General features: G+C 70.1%; 5 protein-coding genes. All 5 read right to left on the bottom strand.

Features of this window, described 5'->3' with window-relative positions; translation table 11 throughout:
* Window positions 1-451: 451 nt before the first annotated feature.
* The 5 genes from WMF46_RS40465 to WMF46_RS40445 all read right to left on the bottom strand — a co-directional run bounded on the left by WMF46_RS40465 (window position 452) and on the right by WMF46_RS40445 (window position 18,746).
* Window positions 452-2,416, bottom strand: coding sequence for an ATP-binding protein (locus tag WMF46_RS40465; protein ID WP_437982104.1), 1,965 nt, complete (start codon window positions 2,414-2,416; stop codon window positions 452-454).
* 53 nt (window positions 2,417-2,469) lie between these two features.
* A complete protein-coding gene (locus WMF46_RS40460; protein WP_437982103.1) occupies window positions 2,470-8,754 on the bottom strand; it encodes an AAA family ATPase in 6,285 nt (2,094 codons plus the stop codon).
* 587 nt (window positions 8,755-9,341) lie between these two features.
* Window positions 9,342-9,554 (bottom strand): hypothetical protein, encoded by a 213-nt coding sequence (locus tag WMF46_RS40455; protein ID WP_437982102.1) that lies wholly within the window; start codon window positions 9,552-9,554, stop codon window positions 9,342-9,344.
* On the bottom strand, window positions 9,551-15,841 hold the full coding sequence (locus WMF46_RS40450; protein ID WP_437982101.1) for an AAA family ATPase: 6,291 nt from the start codon (window positions 15,839-15,841) through the stop codon (window positions 9,551-9,553). The genes WMF46_RS40455 and WMF46_RS40450 overlap by 4 nt, the downstream gene beginning before the upstream one ends.
* Before the next feature lie 406 nt (window positions 15,842-16,247).
* A complete protein-coding gene (locus WMF46_RS40445; RefSeq protein WP_437982100.1) occupies window positions 16,248-18,746 on the bottom strand; it encodes a hypothetical protein in 2,499 nt (832 codons plus the stop codon).
* Window positions 18,747-18,886 lie beyond the last annotated feature (140 nt).

The following is an 18,886-nucleotide window of genomic DNA, read 5'->3' as shown; positions in this document are numbered from 1 at the left end:
GAACGTTCGATGACGAGTACGAGCGGCGGAACGAGCTCCCCAGAGCCAGGTGCGGATCGGCGGACGACACCAACAACAACCACCTGCGCGCCGCCCTGCGGGAGCCTGCGGGAGATCGAGTCCGTCGAATCGACCCAGGACGGACGAAGGAGGGGAGCGCGATGTATGTCTGAACTGCGGTGTACTGATGCGCAATCAGCGGAACCGGGCCAACCAGGGGCGTCCCGAGGCGAGCCGCCGGTCGACCTCGGGAACCGGCTCGTTCCGGGGATCGATGCGCACAGCCCCAGCGGCCCGCGACGTCGGTGAGGAACGCCTCGAGCACCTGCCCGAGCTCGCCGCGGTGCCCGAGGGCGTGCGCGCGCCCTCGACCAGGTCGTCCTCCGCCGAGCGCCCGCCGCCGGGCTCGGGAGTGGCCCCGAAGCCGGTGTGCTGGGGTGACCGGCTCCGGCTATGTGGAGTGGCTCGCTGCGCTCTCGGTCGAGAGCGGCAGCTCGACGCAGAAGGTCGAGCCCTGGCCGACCTCGCTCGACAGGCGAATTCGTCCGCCGTGGGCCTCGACGATGGTGCGCGTGATATAGAGGCCGAGCCCGAGCCCCCCATAATTCCGCGACGAGACGCCGCGGCGAAATCGCTCGAAGAGCTGCGTCCGCACCTCGGCCGGGATCCCGAGCCCGTGGTCGGCCACCGAGAGCCGCGCGACCCGATCCTCCGCGGTGATGGTGATCTCGATCGGCGCGCGTTCCCCGAACTTGATGGCGTTGATCAGGAGGTTGGTCACGACCTGTTCGAGGCGGTACCGGTCCCACCAGCCGGTGATCGGCTGCTCAGCGCGCACGGCGAGGGTGCTGCCCGACTGCGCGAGCTGGTCGCCGAGCTGGGCGACGATCTCGGCGACCAGCTCGCGCAGATCGACGGGCGCCCGGTCCAGATCGAGCCTTCCCGCCTGGATGCGGGAGACATCGAGGAGCATGTCGACGAGGTTGGAGAGGCGCTTGATCTGGCGGCCGGAGAGGGCGACCGCCGATCGCACGCGCTCGACGTCCATGCCCCGCGAGAGCCTTTGCCCGAGCGATTGAATGGAGAGCTGAAGGGAGGTGACCGGGGTGCGGAGCTCGTGCGAGGCGATGAGGAGGAACTCGTCCCGCAGGCGGGTGGCCTCCTCCGCCGCCGCGCGCGTGCGCCGCTCCTCCAGCAGGAGCCGATCGCGCTGCTGTTCGGCGTGCACGCGCGCTGTGATGTCGCGGAAGCTCCAGACCCGCCCGACCACGCGCCCACCGAGGCGCTGGGGCTGCGAATAGCGCTCGAAGACCCGCCCGTCCAGAAGCGCGAACGTGTCGACGGCGCTCACCTCGGGCTCGGCACAGAGGGCATGGACGCTCTTCACGAAGAGCTCGGGCTCGCGGAGCTGGCCGCAGGCGAAGGCGAGGCACACGTCGGCCGATCCGTTGGCAAGAACGCCGTCGGGGATGCTCCACATCTGCGCGAGCCTGTGGTTATGGCGCACGACGCGCCTCGCGCCATCGACGACCAGGATGCCGTCCGCCGTCGACTCGAGCGTGGCCTCGAGGAGTGAGTAGGAATGGCGCAGCACGTCCTCGGCGTGCTTGCGGCTCGTGATCTCGGTCGAGATACCGCAAATGCCATCAGGTTCGCCGGCGGGGCCGCAGAGCGGGAACTTGAGAGAGATGTACGTGCGTGCGCCGTCGCGCTGGGGGGCCACCTCGTCGAGCTCCATGGCCCGATTCTGCTGCAGGACGAGCAAGTCGTTGGCGCGATACGCCTCGGCCTGCTCGGGTGGGAAGACGTCGTGGTCGGTCTTGCCGATGACCTGCTCGCGGGGCATCTGGAAGAGCTCTTCGAACCCGCGGTTGACGAGCATGTAGCGGCCCTCGATGTCCTTGGCGAAGACGACGGAGGCCGTGTTGTCGACGATGGCCTGGAGCAGATGCTGGCTCTCGCGGAGAGCGGCGTTCGAGCTGGCCAGCTCGGCCGTGCGCTCTCGCACCCGCTGCTCCAGCTCTTGATGGACACGCTGCAGCTCGGCGTTCTTCTCTTCGAGCTGCTTCTGCGCCTCGCGCAGGCTCATGTGCGTCGTGATCCGTGCTATCACCTCTCCGATCTCGAATGGTCTGGTGATGTAATCGACGCCCCCGGCCCTGAACCCCACGAGCTTGTCAGCCGCGTCGGTCAGGCAGGTCATGAAGAGCACCGGGATGTCTCGAGTTCTTTCAGCCTCTTTCAGGCGCCGGCACGTCTCGAAGCCGTCGATGCCAGGCATCAACACGTCCAGCAGGATCAGGTCGGGCCTCATGAGGCTGGCCCGCTTCAAGGCCTCTTCACCGCCCTGCGCGACGAGCACGCGATGACCTATGCATTCCAGGCTATCCACCAGCACGCCGAGATTGGCGGGCACGTCATCCACGATCAGGACAACGCGGGTGCGCGGACCGGGTGTCGAGGCGCTGCTCATGATCGCTGCCCGCCCTCCGTGCTCCGCGGCAGCTCCGGCCCCACCATCGCCATCGGCTCGGCCCCCTGCAGGCGCTCCTCGACCAGGGTGAGGAGCGCCTGGGACTGGTAGTCCTGCGCGAGGCGATCGAGGCGGTCGGCGAAGGGGCGGTAGCGCTCGCCCAGGGTGATCAGGTAGGCGGCCCGCTTTCGGATGTCACGCATGTTGCCCTCCAGAACCAGGGCATGGAGGACTTCCATCTCCTCCCGGGGAGGCGCCACGAGCGCCGCGGCGCCCCTGTCCCCGGCCTGCTCCTCGTCCGGTCTGGCATAGACCCAGGTGAGCCCGAGCTGGGCGCCGATGATCCGCAGCAGGCTTTCCTGGTCGATCGGCTTGCTGAGGAAGGCGTCGGCGCCGGCGGCGACGCTCTCCGCCTGGTCCTCCTCGTTGGCGATCGCGGAGACGACGATGAACGGCAGCCGCGCGAGCCCACGAGCCTGGCGGTCGCGACGAATGCAATGAATGGCTTCCAGGCCGCCCATCACGGGCATGACCAGATCCATCACCACCAGATCCGGCGACGTCGCCATCGCCTGCTCGATGGCCTCCTGGCCATTGGCCGCCTCGCAGACCTCGAAGCCCCGGCTGCTCAGCAGGTCCAGGAGCACCGCCCGATTGCTCACCACGTCGTCGGCGACCAGCACCTTCCGGCGCTGCCCCTCGTAGCCGATGGCGAGCCGCTCGGAAGGCCCGAGGGGCGCTGCGATCTCGGCCACCGGCAGGACCGCGTCAAACCAGAAGCGGCTGCCTTCATCGGGTCGGCTCTCGACGTGGATCTCGCTGCCCATGAGGTGCACCAGCTGGCGGCTTATCATGAGCCCGAGGCCGGTGCCCGGGCGGCGCCGCACATCCCCTACGCGCCCGAAAGGCTGGAAGAGCTTGGCCAGCTGCTCCGGCGCCATTCCGACGCCGGTATCCTCGACCTCGAAGCGCAGGCGCGCCCCGGTCTCGTCGGTCTCGTCCTGGGCCAGCACCTGCACCCCGAAGCGCACCCGCCCCCGATCGGTGAACTTCACCGCGTTGCCGAGGAGGTTGAGCAGGACCTGGCGCAGGCGCTTCTTGTCGGCCAGCACCGCCTGAGGCAGGAGGGGCGTGACCTCGTAGACGAAGTAAAGGCTCTTCTGCTCCGCCCTGACGCGGATGATGTCGGCGACGACCGTCAGGAAGGCCGAGAGGTGGATCGGTTCGGGGTAGAGCTCGATCTTGCCGGCCTCGATCTTGGCGAGGTCCAGAAGGTCGTTGATGAGGGTCAAGAGGTGCTGGCCGCTCTGCTGGATGGTCTCCAGCCCCGTCGTCTGGCGGTTGTCGAGCCCCGGGGAGCGCTTGAGGATCTGTGCGTAGCCGAGGATGGCGTTGAGCGGCGTGCGCAGCTCGTGGCTCATGTTCGCCAGGAACTCGGTCTTCGCTCGGCTCGCGGCTTCGGCCGTCTTGCGGGCCTGGCGCTCGGCCTCGGCCTGCTTGCGCTCGGTGATGTCGGTGGAGATGCCGCAGACGGCATAAGGCTGCCCCGCCGCGTTGCACAGGGGATACTTGAGAGCGATGTAGGTGTGCAGTCCATCGTCCTGGGGGACCTCTTCCTCTGCTTGAAGCGCGGTCACGGTGGCCACCACCTCCTGGTCGACGGCGCGGAAGGCATCGGCCCGCTCCCTGGGAAAGACATCGTAGTCGGTCCGGCCGAGTATCGCCTGCTCGCTGGCGTGGAGCAGCTCGGCGTAGCGCTGGTTGATCATCAGGTAACGGCCCTCGAGATCTTTGAGGTAGATGACGGCTGTCGAGTTGTCGACGATCGACTGCAGCAGCTCTTTGCTGTCGCGCACGGCCTGCTCGGCGCGCCGTCGTTCGCTGTTCTCCTGGAGGAGGTCGGCGTAGAGCGTGGCATTGGCGATCGAGATGGCGGCCTGGGCGGAGAGCAGCTCCAGCACGGAGAGCCGCTCCGGGGTGAACGCGCCTGCGATGAGGTCGTTTTCCATGTAGAGCAGCCCCACGAGCTCCGCCTGCCGCAGGATGGGCAGGCAGAGGGCGGATCTGGGGTAACGATAGAGGTCGTCGCTGGCGACGACGGGATTCCGTGCCGTCCCGTCGTCCAGGATCACCTTTTCCCGGCTGCGCCGGACGTAGTTGAGGAGAGGGGCCGGCAGGTCCGACGGGGAGGCTTCGGGCTCGTGGGGAATACGCACCTCGATCCGGGGCCCCTCCGCCCTCGCCTCGGCGGCCAGGAGCAGGGTCTCGCCGCGGGCGAGGAGCAGGCAGCCCCGCTGCGCGCCGGCGTTCTTGACCAGGATGCGCATGAGCGCGTCGAGCAGGCGGTCGAGGACGATCTCTCCGGAGATGGCCTGCGAGGCCCTGAGCACCGAGCCGAGGTCGAGGGCGGTGCTGGCGGGCGCGTCGGCCTCCGGACACGTCGCGTCGCGGAGGATCTCGCTGGGGACGAGGTCGGGGTACGCGCGCTCGAGGCGGCGCATCGCACAGGGAGCGCCCCATCGGCCGTAGGCCCTGTGCGCCTCGGTGAGGTAGGCGCGGGCGATGGTGGTCTTGCCGACCGCGCGGAAGGAGAGGCCGGCGAGCTCGTTGGCGAGCGCCTCGTCGTGGAGGTAGCCGCCGCGCTGCGCGAGGGCGATCGCCTCGTGGTAGCGATCCGCCGCGGCGTGCGCATTGCCGCGGGCGCGCTCGATCTCGGCGCGGAGCAGGGCGCTGCGGTGCGCGAGGTTCTCCGGGCAGAGGCCCGCCCAGCGCGAGAGTTTTTCGGCAAAGACCTCCGCGCGTTCGAGGAAGAGCGCGCGCTCGTCCGGGGAGACCACGTCCGCCGCCTGCGTGAGCGCGACGCCGGCGTAGAAACGGGACGCGGGGCCGCCGCACCAGGCCGCCAGGTTCGGGAGCTCGATGTCCAGCGAGAGCGCGATGCGCGCCGCTTCCTCGAACGCGCCCTGGAAGACGCCGAGGATCACGACGTACATCTGGGCGATGGCGACCGAGACCAGGTTGTCTATCCGGCGGTTCTCCTCGATCACCGCGTCGATGTCGATCCACGTGCCCTTGAGCTTGGCCGGGTGCGCGGTCTCGACCGAGAGCTGGTGTGCGAGCTGTCCGACCGCGCCGACTATCCAGGACATCGCGTTGAACTGGTCGAGCTTGCATATCGGCTGGTAGCTCTGCGCCTCGGCGAGGAGGTCGGAGAGCGGGAGGCCGCGCAGGAGGCTGGTCATGATGCTGGTGCTCGCGCTGTAAAACGCCCAGATGTACTGGCCCGTCTCGAGCCCGGCGTGCATGGCGACGAGCTGCGACTCCTTGCAAGCGGGGTAACCCTCTCTCCAGTGCTGCACGAAGGCGCCCCACATGTTCCAGAGCATCGCCTCGGACTTCTTGTCCGGGTAGCGCTCCGAAAGGTCGATGGCGGCGCGGCCGAAGCGATAGCCGAGCGCGATGTCGCCGCGGAGGCAGAGGAACGCCCCGAAGTTGATGCAGCCGTAGATCGCGTGCTTCGACAGCCCGTGGCGCAGCGTGTTCTCGAGGATCTTCGCGACCGTGATGCCAAGGTTGTTGGGGCTCAAGAACCAGCAGGAAGAGGAGAGCTCCTGGAGCACGTCCTGCATGGCGCGGATCTCCGGATCCGCGAGCGGCGGCAGGTCGGGCAGCGCTTCGAGCGTCTTTTGCCGGACGAGGTCCATCGTCGCGCGGATCTGGGCGTCGACCATCGCTTCGTCAGGGAAGGGGGGCAGGTCGATCCCGAACGGGCGCAGGGCCGCGAGCCCCTCCGCGAGCGCGGCGGGCAGGTCGTTCTTGAGCACCTGCACGTTCATCTTGAGCCGCCGCACCTCGGTGCGATCGAGCCGGCCCACGGCGCGTTCCAGGCAATCGGAGAGGATCGCGAGGGCCTCGTCGTGCCGGCCCGAGAGCGAGAGCATGAGGGCGGTCTTCCTCGCGTACTCGAGGCGGAGCGGGTACTGCGACGCCCAGGCGTCCTCCGGGAGGCGCAGGAGGCCGAGCTCCAGGTAGCGCAGGGCGGCGCCGAAGGCGGCCGCGTCCTCGGCGCGGCAGGCCGCATCAAGGCTCATGCGGGCGAGGGAAAGGCGCTCCGCGGGGTCCGACACGAGGTCGCCCGCGCTGCTCAGGTGGCCGACGACGTCGAAGAGGCTCTGGCTCTCGGACAGGTCGAGCTTGCCCGCGAGCAGCCGGCCGATAAGGAGGTGAAAGGTGGGCCGGTCCGCCGCCGGGATCATGGCGTAGGCGCCCTCCTGGATCTTGTCATGGGCGAAGCGGTAGCCGTCGCGCCCGGCGATCAAGAGCCCCTCGCTCACGGCGGCATCGAGGCGGCTGTAGGCTTCTTCCGGCGAGCACTGGCTCACCGTGGCGAGCACGTCGAGCTCGAACCGGTTGCCGATCGCCGCGGCGAGCTTCAGGGCCGCCTGGGTCGTCGCTGGTAGCCGCGTGATGGTGCGCACCATGAGGTCGACGATGTTGTCCGTGTACGCGAGCGCGCCGATCCTGGCGAGGTCCCAGCGCCAGCCTGACCCGGCTGCGAACGTGAGCGCGCCGTGGTCGTACAGGGACCGGACGAACTGCTTGACGAAGAACGGGTTGCCGCCGGTCTTCTTCTGCACCGCACCGACGAGCGGCCCGCAGTCGTCGCGCTTGAGGCAGTCCGAGAGCATCTCGAGGAGGTGGGGGCGCGCGAGGGGGGCGAGGACGATGTCGCGCACGACGAGCCCGGCGTGCTCGAGCTCCTCGATGGCCCGGACGAACGGGTGCCCGGGCGACACCTCGTTGTCGCGGTAGGCGCCGCAGAAGAAGAGCGCTTCGAGCGAGTCGTCGGCGAGCAAAGAGCGGAGCAGCCCCAGGCTCGCGGGGTCGATCCACTGGAGATCGTCGAGGAACAGGACGAGCGGGTGCGCGCCGCGCGCGAACACCGAGACGAACAGCAAAAAGCACCGGTTCAGGCGGTTCTGCGCCTCGAGCGGGCCGAGCGCCGGCACGGGCGGCTGCGGGCCGATCACATGGCCGAGCGAGGGGATGACGTCGCAGACGACCTGCGCGTTCGGCCCGAGCGCCTCGAGGAGCGCGCTGCGCCAGCGCTGGATGCGCGCATCGCTCTCGGTAAGGATCTGCCGCACGAGGCCGTCGAAGGCCTGGATCACCGCGCTGTAGGGCGCGTCGCGGTTGTACTGGTCGTACTTGCCGCTCGTGAAATAGCCCCTCTGCCGCGCGAGCGGCTTCAAGATCTCCTGCACGAGCGAGGACTTGCCGATGCCGGAGTAGCCGGAGACGAGGACGCTCTCGCGGCTGCCCTCGAGGGCGCGCTCGAAGGCGGCGGTCAGCGCCTCGATGTCGTGCTCGCGGCCGTAGAGCTTCTGGTGGATCCGGAACAGGTCCTGGCGATCGCGCTGGCCCGCGGCGAAGGGCTCGATCGTGCCCGTGCGGCGCAGGGCCTCGCGGCAGCGATCGAGGTCGGCGAGCAAACCCTCGGCGCTCTGGTAGCGGTCCTCGGCGTTCTTCGCGAGCAGCTTGAGCACGACGCCGGAGATGGCCTCGGGGATGGTCGGGTCGAGGCGGGACGGCGGCGCGGGAGCGAGGGCGAGGTGCGCGTGGATGAGCTCCATCGGGTCCAGGGCCTCGAAGGGGCGCCGGCCCGTGAGCATCTGGTAAAGGAGGACGCCGAGCGCGTAGAGGTCGGTCCGGTGGTCGACACCGCGGTTCATGCGGCCTGTCTGCTCGGGGGAGACGTAGGGCAGCACGTCGGCGAGCACCGCGGGCGCGTAGAGCCGCTCGTGGGCGCGGGTGATCTCGGCGTCGACGCCGAAGCTCGTGATCTTGACCGCGCCGGATGCGCCGACGAGCACGTTGTGAGGGCGCAGATCGCGGTGGATGAGCCCCGCGGCGTGGACGGCGGCGAGGCCTTCGGCGAGGGCGGCCGCGAGATCGAGCGCCTCGCAGAGAGGCATTGTGCGCGACGGGCGCGCGGCGAGGATCCGAGCGAGATCGGGGCCCGGGAAGTCCTCGAGAACGACCATCAGGGCGCCGGCGAGCTCCTCGACGGCGTGCAGGGCGACGAGGCGGGGTGAGGTGAGCTGCGCGATGCGCTCGCACTGGTGCTTGAAGCGCGCGACCTCGGCGCGAGTCGCCCTTTCGGCGCGCAGGACTTTCAGCAAGACCGGGACACCGTCGTCCTCGCGGCACGCGCGGAACAAGCTGAAATCAGCGTGTTCCTCGAGCTTCTCGAGGCGCGCGTAGCCTCTTTCGACGATCATCGACAACCTTGCTCGCCTGCCCGTGAAAGGTGGCGCATTCAACCAGTTATATCTCCGGAGGGGGAGGTCTGGCACCGAGCTGTGCCGCCAGGGGGTTGGCGCCGCCCACGCCCCCAGCCCGCCAGCATCATAGCGAACGTTCGATGACGAGTACGAGCGGCGGAACGAGCTCCCCAGAGCCAGGTGCGGCTCGGCGGACGACACCAACAACAACCACCTGCGCGCCGCCCTGCGGGAGCCTGCGGGAGATCGAGTCCGTCGAATCGACCCAGGACGGACGAAGGAGGGGAGCGCGATGGTTGTCTGAACTGCGGTGTACTGATGCGCAATCAGCGGAACCGGGCCAACCAGGGGCGTCCCGAGGGGAGCCGCCGGTCGACCTCGGGAACCGGGTCGTTCCGGGGATCGATGCGCACAGCCCCAGCGGCCCGCGACGTCGGTGAGGAACGCCTGGAGCACCTGCCCGAGCTCGCCGCGGTGCCCGAGGGCGTGCGCGCGCCCTCGACCAGGTCGTCCTCCGGCGAGCGCCCGCCGCGCGCCTCGCTCGCGCCGCCCTGCGCCTGCTCGCGGTCGGCGCGTGGCGATGGCTATGTGGAGTGGCTCGCTGCGCTCTCGGTCGAGAGCGGCAGCTCGACGCAGAAGGTCGAGCCCTGGCCGACCTCGCTCGACAGGCGAATTCGTCCGCCGTGCACGCGCGCGGTGATGTCGCGGAAGCTCCAGACCCGCCCGACCACGCGCCCACCGAGGCGCTGGGGCTGCGAATCGCGGGTGCGCGGACCGGGTGCCGTGGCTCGGCTCATGGTCGCTGACCGCCCTCCATGCACCGCGGCAGCTCCGGCCCCACCATCGCCATCGGCATCGGCTCGACCCCCAGCAGGCGCTCCTCGACCAGGTTGAGGAGCGCCTGGGACTGGTAGTCCTGCGCGAGGCGATCGAGGCGGTCGGCGAAGGGGCGGTAGCGCTCGCCCAGGGTGATCAGGTAGGCGGCCCGCTCTCGGATGTCACGCATGTTGCCCTCCAGGGCCAGGGCATGGAGGACTTCCATCTCCTCCCGGGGAGGCGCCACGAGCTCCGCGGCGCCCCTGTCTCCGGCTTGCTCCTCGTCCGGTCTGGCATAGACCCAGGTGAGCCCGAGCTGGGCGCCGATGACCCGCAGCAGGCTTTCCTGGTCGATCGGCTTGCTGAGGAAGGCGTCGGCGCCGGCGGCGACGCTCTCCGCCTGGTCTTCCTCGTTGGCGATCGCGGAGACGACGATGAACGGCAGCCGCGCGAGCCCACGAGCCTGGCGATGGCGACGAATGCAATGCATGGAGTCGAGGCCGCCCATCACCGGCATGACCAGATCCATCACCACCAGATCCGGCGACGCCGCGATCGCCTGCTCGAGGGCCTCCTGGCCATTGGCCGCCTCGTAGACCTCGAAGCCCAGGCCGCTCATCAGGTCCAGAAGCACCGCCCGATTGCCCACCACATCGTCGGCGACCAGCACCTTCCGGCGCGGCCCCTCGTAGCCGACGGCGACCCGCTCCGAAGGCCGGAGGGGCGTCGCGATCTCGGTCACCGGCAAGGTTGCATCGAACCAGAAGCGGCTGCCTTCGTCGGGCCGGCTCTCCACGTGGATCTCGCTGCCCATGAGGTGCACCAGCTGGCGGCTTATCATGAGCCCGAGGCCGGTGCCCGCGCGGCGCCGCACCTCCCCCACCCGCCCGAAAGGCTGGAAGAGCTTTCCCAGCTGCTCCGGCGTCAGTCCGACGCCGGTATCCTCGACCTCGAAGCGCAGGCGCGCCCCGGTCCCGTCGGTCTCGTCCTGCGCCAGCACCTGCACCCCGAAGCGCACCCGCCCCCGATCGGTGAATTTCACCGCGTTGCCCAGGAGGTTGAGCAGCACCTGGCGCAGGCGCTTCTCGTCGGCCAGCACCGCCTGGGGCAGGTGGGGCGTGACCTCATAGACGAAGTGAAGGCTCTTCCGCTCCGCCCTGACGCGGATGATGTCGGCGACGACCGTCAGGAAGGTCGAGAGATGGATCGGTTCGGGGTAGAGCTCGAGCTTACCCGCCTCGATCTTGGCCAGGTCCAGAAGGTCGTTGATGAGGGTCAAGAGGTGCTGGCCGCTCTGCTGGATGGTGTTCAGTCCCGCCGCCTGGCGGTCTTCGAGCCCCGGGGGGCGCTTGAGGATCTGGGCGTAGCCGAGGATGGCGTTGAGCGGCGTGCGCAGCTCGTGGCTCATGTTCCTCAGGAACTCGGTCTTCGCACGGCTCTCGGCTTCGGCCGTCTTGCGGGCCTGGCGTTCCGCTTCGGCCTGCTTGCGCTCGGTGATGTCGGTGGAAATGCCGCAGAGGGCATAGGGCTGCCCCGCCGCATTGCACAGGGGGTATTTGAGGGAGATGTAGGTGTGCAACCCATCGTCCTGGGGAGCCTCTTCCTCGGCTTGCAGCGCCGTTCCGGTGGCCAGCACCTCTTGGTCGACGGCGCGGTAGGCATCGGCGCGCTCCCTGGGAAAGACATCGTAGTCGGTTCGGCCGACGATCGCTTGCTCACTGACGTGGAACAGCTCGGCGTAGCGCCGGTTGATCATCAGGTAACGACCCTCGAGATCCTTGAGGTAGATGACCGCTGTCGAGTTGTCGACGATCGACTGCAGCAACTCTTTGCTGTCCCGCACGGCCTGCTCGGCTCGCCGGCGTTCGCTGTTCTCCTGGAGGAGGTCGGCGTAGAGCGTGGCATTGGCGATCGAGATGGCGGCCTGGGCCGAGAGCAGCTCCAGCACCGACAGCCGCTCCGGGGTGAACGCGCCTGCGATGAGGTCGTTTTCCATGTAGAGCAGCCCCACGAGCTCCGCTTGCCGCAGGATGGGCAGGCAAAGGGCGGATTTGGGGTACGGATAGAGGTCGTCGCTGGCGATGATGGGATTCCGTGCCGTCCCGTCGTCCAGGATCACCTTCTCCCGGCTGCGCCGGACGTAGTTGAGGAGGGGCGCCGGCAGGTCCGAAGGGGAGGCTTCGGGCTCGTGGGGAATACGCACCTCGATCTGGGGCCCCTCCGCCCTCGCCTCGGCAGCCAGGAGCAGGGTCTCGGCGCGGGCCAGGAGCAGGCATCCCCGCCTCGCGCCGGCGTTCTCGACCAGGATGCGCATGAGCCCGTCGAGCAGGCGGTCGAGGACGATCTCGCCCGAGATGGCCTGGGAGGCCTTGAGCACCGAGCCGAGGTCGAGCGCGGCGCCGGCGGGCGCGGCGGCCTCCGGGCACGTCGCGCCGCGGAGGATCTCGCAGGGGACGAGGTCGGGGTACGCGCGTTCGAGGCGCCGCATCGCCTCCGTCGCGCCCCAGCGGCCGTAGGCCCTTTGCGCCTCGGTCATGTAAGCGCGGGCAATGGTGGTCTTGCCGAGGACGAGCCAGTGGCGCGCGCAGAGCTCGTTGCCGAGGGCCTCATCCTGGAGGAAGCGATTCTGTTTCGCGAGGGCGATCCCCTCGTCGTAGTGATCGCTCGCAGCGTGCGCATCGCCTCGGACGCGCTCGAGCTCGGCAAGGAGCAGGGCGCGGCGGTGGGCGAAGTTCTCCGGGCCGAGGTCGGCCCAGCGGGAGACCTTGGCGGCGAACTGCTCGGCGCGGGCGATGAAGAGCGCACGCTCGTCCGGCGAAACGACGTCCGAGGCCCGCGCGAGCGCGATACCGCTGTAGAAGTGGAAAGACGGGGTTCCGAGCCAGGCCCGATTGGGCTCGAACCCGAAGTTAACCTGGAGGGTCGCGCGCGCCCCCTCCTCGAACTCACCCTGGAAGACGAGCAGGAACACGACGTATAAGCTCGCGAAGTAATGCCAAGCTTGGTAGTTGTGCCGGCGCGCCTCGTCGAAGATGTTCTCGATGTTGACCCACTCCCCCACGAGCACCGCGGGGCGCTCGGTCGCGATCGAGAGGTTGTGCGCGATCTGCCCGACCGAGCTGGATATCCAGGTGATGGCGCTGAACCGGTCGAGCTTGAACATCGGCACGAGGCTCCTCGCCTCGGCGAGGAGGTCAGGGATCGGCAGACCGCGGATGAGGCTATTCGTGCTGAGGTTGGCCGTGTTGTAGAAAGCCCAGATGTACTGGCCGGTCTCGACCCCGGCGTGAATGCCGGTGAGCAGCGGCTCCCTGCAGGCGTCGAAGCTATCTTTGCAGTGCTGGATGTGGGCGGCCCACATGTTGCACAACATCGCTTCGGATTTCTTATCCGGGTATCGCTCGGCGAGCGCGAGGGCGGCGCGGCCGAACTGGTAGCCGAGCTCGACGTCGCCCCGGGCACAGAGGAAAGACCCGAAGTTCACGCAGCCGTAGATCGAGTTTGGTGACAGGCCGTGGAGGTAGGAGATCTCCAAGATCTTCGCGAACATGATGCCGTAGTTGTTCGGACTGATGTGGTAGGTGGAGGAGAAGAGCTCCTGGAGCACGTTCTGCAGGGTCGCGATCTCCCGGTCCACGAGCGGGGGCAGGTCCAAGAGCGCCTCGAGCGAGCGCTCGCGGACGATAGCCATCGTCGTGCGAATGTGGGCGTCGAGCGTCTCGTCGTCGGGCATGAGAGGCAGGTCGATCCCGAACCCCCTGAGGGCCTCGAGCCCCTCGGCGAGGGCGGCCGAAAGGTCGTTTCTCAGCACCTGCACGTTCATCTTGAGCCGCCGCACCTCGGTGCGATCGAGCCGGCTCGCGGTCCGCTCCAGGCAATCGGAGAGGAGCGCCAGGGCGTCGTCGTGCTGGCCCGAGAGCGAGAGCATGAGGCCGGTCTTCATCGCGTATGCGAGGCGGAGCGGGTACTGCGACGTCCAGGCGTCCTCCGGGAGGCGCAGGAGGCCGAGCTCAAGGTAGCGCAGGGCGGCGCCGAAGGCGGCCGAGTCCTCGGCGCGGCAGGCGGCATCGAGGCTCATGCGGGCGAGGGAAAGGCGCTCCGCGGGGTCCGACACGAGGTCGCCAGCGCTGTTCAGGTGGCCGACGACGTCGAAGAGGCTCTGGCTCTCGGAGAGGTCCAGCTTGCCCGCGAGCAGCCGGCCGATCCGGAGGTGGAAGGCGGGCCGGTCCGCCTCCGGGATCATCGCGTAGGCGCCCTCCTGGACCTTGTCATGGGCGAAGCGGTAGCCCTCGCGCCCGGCCAGCACGAGCCCCTCGCCGACGGCGGGATCGAGGCGGCCGTACACCTCTTCCGGCGAGCACTCGCTCACCGTGGCGAGCATGTCGAGCTCGAACCGGTTGCCGATCGCCGCGGCGAGCTTGAGCGCCTCCACCGCCTCCGGCGGCAGGCGCGCGATGGTGCGCACCATGAGGTCGACGACATTGTCCGTGTACGCGAGCGCCTCGATCCGGGCGAGGTCCCAGCGCCAGCCTGACCCGGCTGCGAACGTGAGCACGCCGTGGTCGTGCAGCGACCGGACGAACTCCTTGACGAAGAACGGGTTGCCACCTGTCTTCTTCTGCACCGCATCGACGAGCGGCCCGCAGTCGTCGCGCTCCAGGCTGTCCGAGAGCATCTCGAGGAGGTGCGAGCGCGCGAGCGGGGCGAGGACGATGTCGCGCACGACGAGCCCGGCATTCTTTAGCTCCTCGATGGCCCGGACGAACGGGTGCCCGGGCGACACCTCGTTGTCGCGGTAGGCGCCGCAGAAGAAGAGCGCCGCGAGCGAGTCGTCGGCGAGGAGCGTACGGAGCAGCCCGAGGCTCGCGGCGTCGATCCACTGGAGATCGTCGAGGAACAGGACGAGCGGGTGCGCGCTGCGCGCGAACACCGAGACGAACAGCAAGAAGCAGCGGTTCAGGCGGTTCTGCGCCTCGAGCGGGGCGAGCGCCGGCACGGGCGGCTGCGCGCCGACCACATGGCCGAGCGAGGGGATGACGTCGCAGACGACCTGCGCGTTCGGCCCGAGCGCCTCGAGGATCGCGCTGCGCCAGCGCTCGATGCGCGCCTCGCTCTCGGTGAGGAGCTGCCGCACCAGGCCGTCGAACGCCAGGATCACCGCGCTGTAGGGCGCGTCGCGGTTGTACTGGTCGTACTTGCCGCTCGTGAAATAGCCTTTCTGCCGCGCGAGCGGCCGCAGGATCTCCTGCACGAGCGAGGACTTGCCGATGCCGGAGTAGCCGGAGACGAGGACGCTCTCGCGGCTGCCCTCGAGCGCGCGCTCGAACGCGGTGGTCAGCGCCTCGATGTCCTGCTCGCGGCCATAGAGCTTCTGGTGGATCCGGAACAGGTCCTGGCGATCGTGCTGGCCCGCAACGAAGGGCTCGATCGTCCCCGTGCCGCGCAGGGCCTCGCGACAGCGGTCGAGGTCGGCGAGCACGCCCTCGGCGCTCTGGTAGCGGTCCTCGGCGTTCTTCGCGAGCAGCTTGAGCACGACGCCGGAGATGGCCTCAGGGATCGTCGGGTCGACGCGGGACGGCGGCGCGGGAGCGAGGGCCAGGTGCGCGTGGATGAGCTCCATCGGGTCCAGGGCCTCGAAGGGGCGCTGACCCGCGAGCATCTGGTAAAGGATTACGCCGAGCGCGTAGAGGTCCGTGCGGTGGTCGACACCGCGGTTCATGCGGCCTGTCTGCTCGGGGGAGACATAGGGCAGCACGTCGGCGAGCACGGCGGGCGCGTAGAGCCGCTCGTGGGCGCGGGTGATCTCGGCGTCGACGCCGAAGCTTGTGATCTTGACCGCGCCGGATGCGCCGACGAGCACGTTGTGAGGGCGCAGATCGCGGTGGATGAGCCCCGCCGCGTGGACGGCGGCGAGGCCTTCGGCGAGGGCGGCCGCGAGATCGAGCGCCTCGCAGAGAGGCATTGTGCGCGACGGGCGCGCGGCGAGGATCTGCGCGAGATCGGGGCCCGGGAAGTCCTCGAGAACGACCATCAGGGCGCCGGCGAGCTCCTCGACGGCGTGCAGGGCGACGAGGCGGGGTGAGGCGAGCTGCGCGATGCGCTCGCACTGGTGCTTGAAGCGCGCGACCTCGGCGCGAGTCGCTCTCTCGGCGCGCAGGACTTTCAGCAAGACCGGGACACCGTCGTCCTCGCGGCACGCGCGGAACAAGCTGAAATCAGCGTGTTCCTCGATCTTCTCGAGGCGCGCATACCCTCTTTCGACGAACATCAATAGCCTTGCTCGCCTGCCCGTGAAAGGCGGCACATTCAACCAGTTATATCTCCGGAGGGGGAGATCTGGCACCGAGCTGTGCCGCCAGGGGGGTTGGCGCTGCCCACGCCCCCCAGCCCGCCAGCATCCTAGCGAACGTTCGATGACGAGTACGAGCGGCGGAACGAGCTCCCCAGAGCCAGGTGCGGATCGGCGGACGACACCAACAACAACCACCTGCGCGCTGCCCTGCGGGAGATCGAAGTCCGTCGAATCGACCCAGGACGGACGAAGAAGGGGAGCGCGATGGTTGTCTGAACTGCGGTGTACTGATGCGCAATCAGCAGAATCGGGCCAACCAGGGGCGCCCCGCGGCGAGCCGCCGGCCGACCTCGGGAATCGGGTCGTCCCCCGCTCCTCGGCGCTACTTCGGCCCCGCCCTGCCGATCGCGATGACGTTCTGCTGCGCCGCCGGCTTGCCGCCCTCGTTCGCTGACACGAACGCACGCGGGTGCGCCCTGAGGAGCGTCACGGTGAGCGTGATGCCCCAGCCGTCGTTCGTCTTGAGCTCGGCGTGACCATGGCTGTCCTCGACCGCCAGGATCAGCCGGCCGAGCGGCTCTAGACCGGCCGGGGCGGAGCCAGGGGCGGTGAGCACGCGCTGGAGCGCCGACTCCGGCAGCCCCAGGCCGAAGCCGACGTCCAGGATCGACAGCTGCACGCCCTGGGGCGCCTCGCGCACCGACACCACGGGGCCATGGCCAGGGAGCCCGCGGCCCGCGACGTCGGTGAGGAACGCCTCGAGCACCTGCTCGAGCTCGCCGCGGTGCCCGAGGGCGTGCGTGGCGCCGCGGATGGGCTCGAGCCGCACGGCCCGGCCCGTCGCGCGGGAGGCGCTCGCGACGGCATCGGCCACGACGTCGCCGAGCTGGAAGGCGCAGAGCGGATCGGCGGCGTCGCGCACCGCGAGCGGCCGCACGTTGTCGGACACGGGGGCCGCCTGCTGGACGGGGATGAGCGCGGCGACGTAGCCCGCGATCCACGAGGAGCCGTCGGACTCGCGCCGCAGCGGGCGCACCGAGAGCACGGCCGGCTCGGGCGCGGTGACGCTCAGCTCGATGCCGTCGTCGCTCGCCATCACGCTGGAGAGCGACACGGCGGCGTCGCTCGCGGACGTGGCGCCGAGGACGTCGCCCAGCGTGAGCGAGCCGGGCGGGAGCGCCGCGCTCGCGCTCTCCGCGGGCACCGTGACGTCGCGCGCCCGCAGCCACTTCGCGAACTCCGGCGCGACGAAGCGGACGTCGCCGAAGGCGTCGGCGTACAGCAGCCCGACCGGCGCGCTGCGCAGCATCGAGCCGAAGAGCTGGAGGTCGTCGAGCGCGACGCGCGCGCCTTCGACCAGATCGTCCTCCGGCGAGCCGCCGCCGCGCGCCTCGCCCGCGCCGGCCTGCGCCGTGCGCGCGAGGCGCTTCCTGCGCAGGAGCAGCGCGAGCTCGCGGCCGACGTGCTCGGCGCGCTCCGGCTCGCGCGAGAACGTCTGCTCGGCGACCGGGCCGCAGAAGAACACGTACCCCTCGATCTCGCCGAACGCGATGAGCGGGACCACGACCGCCGGCATGTCCTGCTTCGCCAGGAACCGGCGCGAGAGGCGGATCGCCGGCACGCCCTGCTCGCTGCTGTACGGGGGGCGGCGGACGTCGCGGCGGAGCTCGGCGACGAGGCTCTCGCCGCCGCCCTGCGTGTCGTTCCAGAACCGGAGGTGCCAGCTCCCCGCGGGCAGCTCCGCGACGAGCACGAGATCGGCCGGGTGCGCCTGCTCCGCGAGGCGCGCCACGCGCGGCCAGAACTCCTCGTCCGGCAGCGTGTGGACCCCCTGCATGCGGAACAGCGCGGCGCGCTGGATGAGCTCCGCGGCGCGATCGACGGAGCGCTGGACGACGAGCCCGCGCACGATCATGACCCCCGCGAACGCGACAGCGAGGCCGAACAGCGCGCTCGGCAGCGCGATGAGGCTCGCCTCGGCCCGCGCGGCGAGCACGCCCTGCCCCGCCGCGAGCGCGAACACGCCGAGGAACAGCGCGGCCGTGGCGGCCAGGCTCCCGTAGCGGCGGCGCGCGGTCCTCACGAGCCCGCCCGCGAGCAGCACGAACAGCGCCGGCACCCACGCCGGCGCCGAGGCGCGCCGGCCGCCGTCGAGCAGCCCGCCGAGCACCGCGGCGACGCCCCTCGCCGGGGGCAGCGCCGACGTCGCGACCGCCTGGGGAGCAACGCCGCCGGCGCCCACCGCGACCACGGCGACGCGGCCCTCGAGCGCGCTCGCGGGGACCTGGCCGTCCGCGAGATCGCGCAGGCTGACCGCCGGGACGCTCTGCGGCGCCTTCTTGAGCACCCAGGGCGCCGCCGAGACGCCGAGCGCGCCGAGCTCCGGCGCGCGCTCCCCCGCCGCGAGCGGGAAGAAGCCGACGACATCGCCGGCGCTCAGGCGGAGCAGCTCGGGCGGCATCCGGACGACCGGCGCGGCGCCCGCGGCGCTCGTGGCGCTCGCGGCGCCCGCGCGGCTCGCGGCGGCGCCGCCGCCGCAGAACGCGTCGGCCGGGGGGATCAGCAGCGCGCCGCGCGCGCGCCCGCGCTCGAGCAGCCCGGGGAGCGAGCGCTCGCAGAGCCCTTCGCGCAGCGCCTCGGGCGAGGCCGTGACGAGCAGCACCTGCGCGGACGGCGCGGCGTCGGCGAGCGCGGACGCGGTGAGGCCGCGCGCCACGTAGTCGAGCCGATCGAGCGGCGCCACGGCGGCGATCAGCGCCCCCGCGACGATCGAGAGCACGTCAGGCGTGAGCCACCCGAAGCGCGTCGCCTCCGCCTGCGCGGCCATCCGGCGCGGGATGCGAAAGGGCTTGGGGATCCGCGGACGGTAAGTCTTCGCCATAATCGCTGAAGGCCGCGGCCCTCGAGGGGGGCGCGGGACGCCCCGGGCAGCCTGAGCGTCGCATCGTGGTCGAATCAATACAATTGTCCACCCAGGTCCGCCGCGCCAAAAACATCGGCTGTGCGACGAGACCGTCGCTC

It is taken from the genome of Sorangium sp. So ce117 (assembly GCF_051524395.1).
GTDB classification, from domain to species: Bacteria; Myxococcota_A; Polyangia; order Polyangiales; family Polyangiaceae; genus Sorangium; species Sorangium cellulosum_B.
The sequence above is the reverse complement of the archived record's forward strand: the minus strand, read 5'-3'. Positions and strand labels throughout refer to the sequence as shown.

Bases quoted from the DNA above. Each gene is read 5' to 3' on its own strand.
- WMF46_RS40460 (WP_437982103.1), bottom strand. From the start codon at position 8,754: ATGATCGTCGAAAGAGGCTACGCGCGCCTCGAGAAGCTCGAGGAACAC.
- WMF46_RS40455 (WP_437982102.1), bottom strand. From the start codon at position 9,554: ATGAGCCGAGCCACGGCACCCGGTCCGCGCACCCGCGATTCGCAGCCC.
- WMF46_RS40450 (WP_437982101.1), bottom strand. From the start codon at position 15,841: ATGTTCGTCGAAAGAGGGTATGCGCGCCTCGAGAAGATCGAGGAACAC.
- WMF46_RS40445 (WP_437982100.1), bottom strand. From the start codon at position 18,746: ATGGCGAAGACTTACCGTCCGCGGATCCCCAAGCCCTTTCGCATCCCG.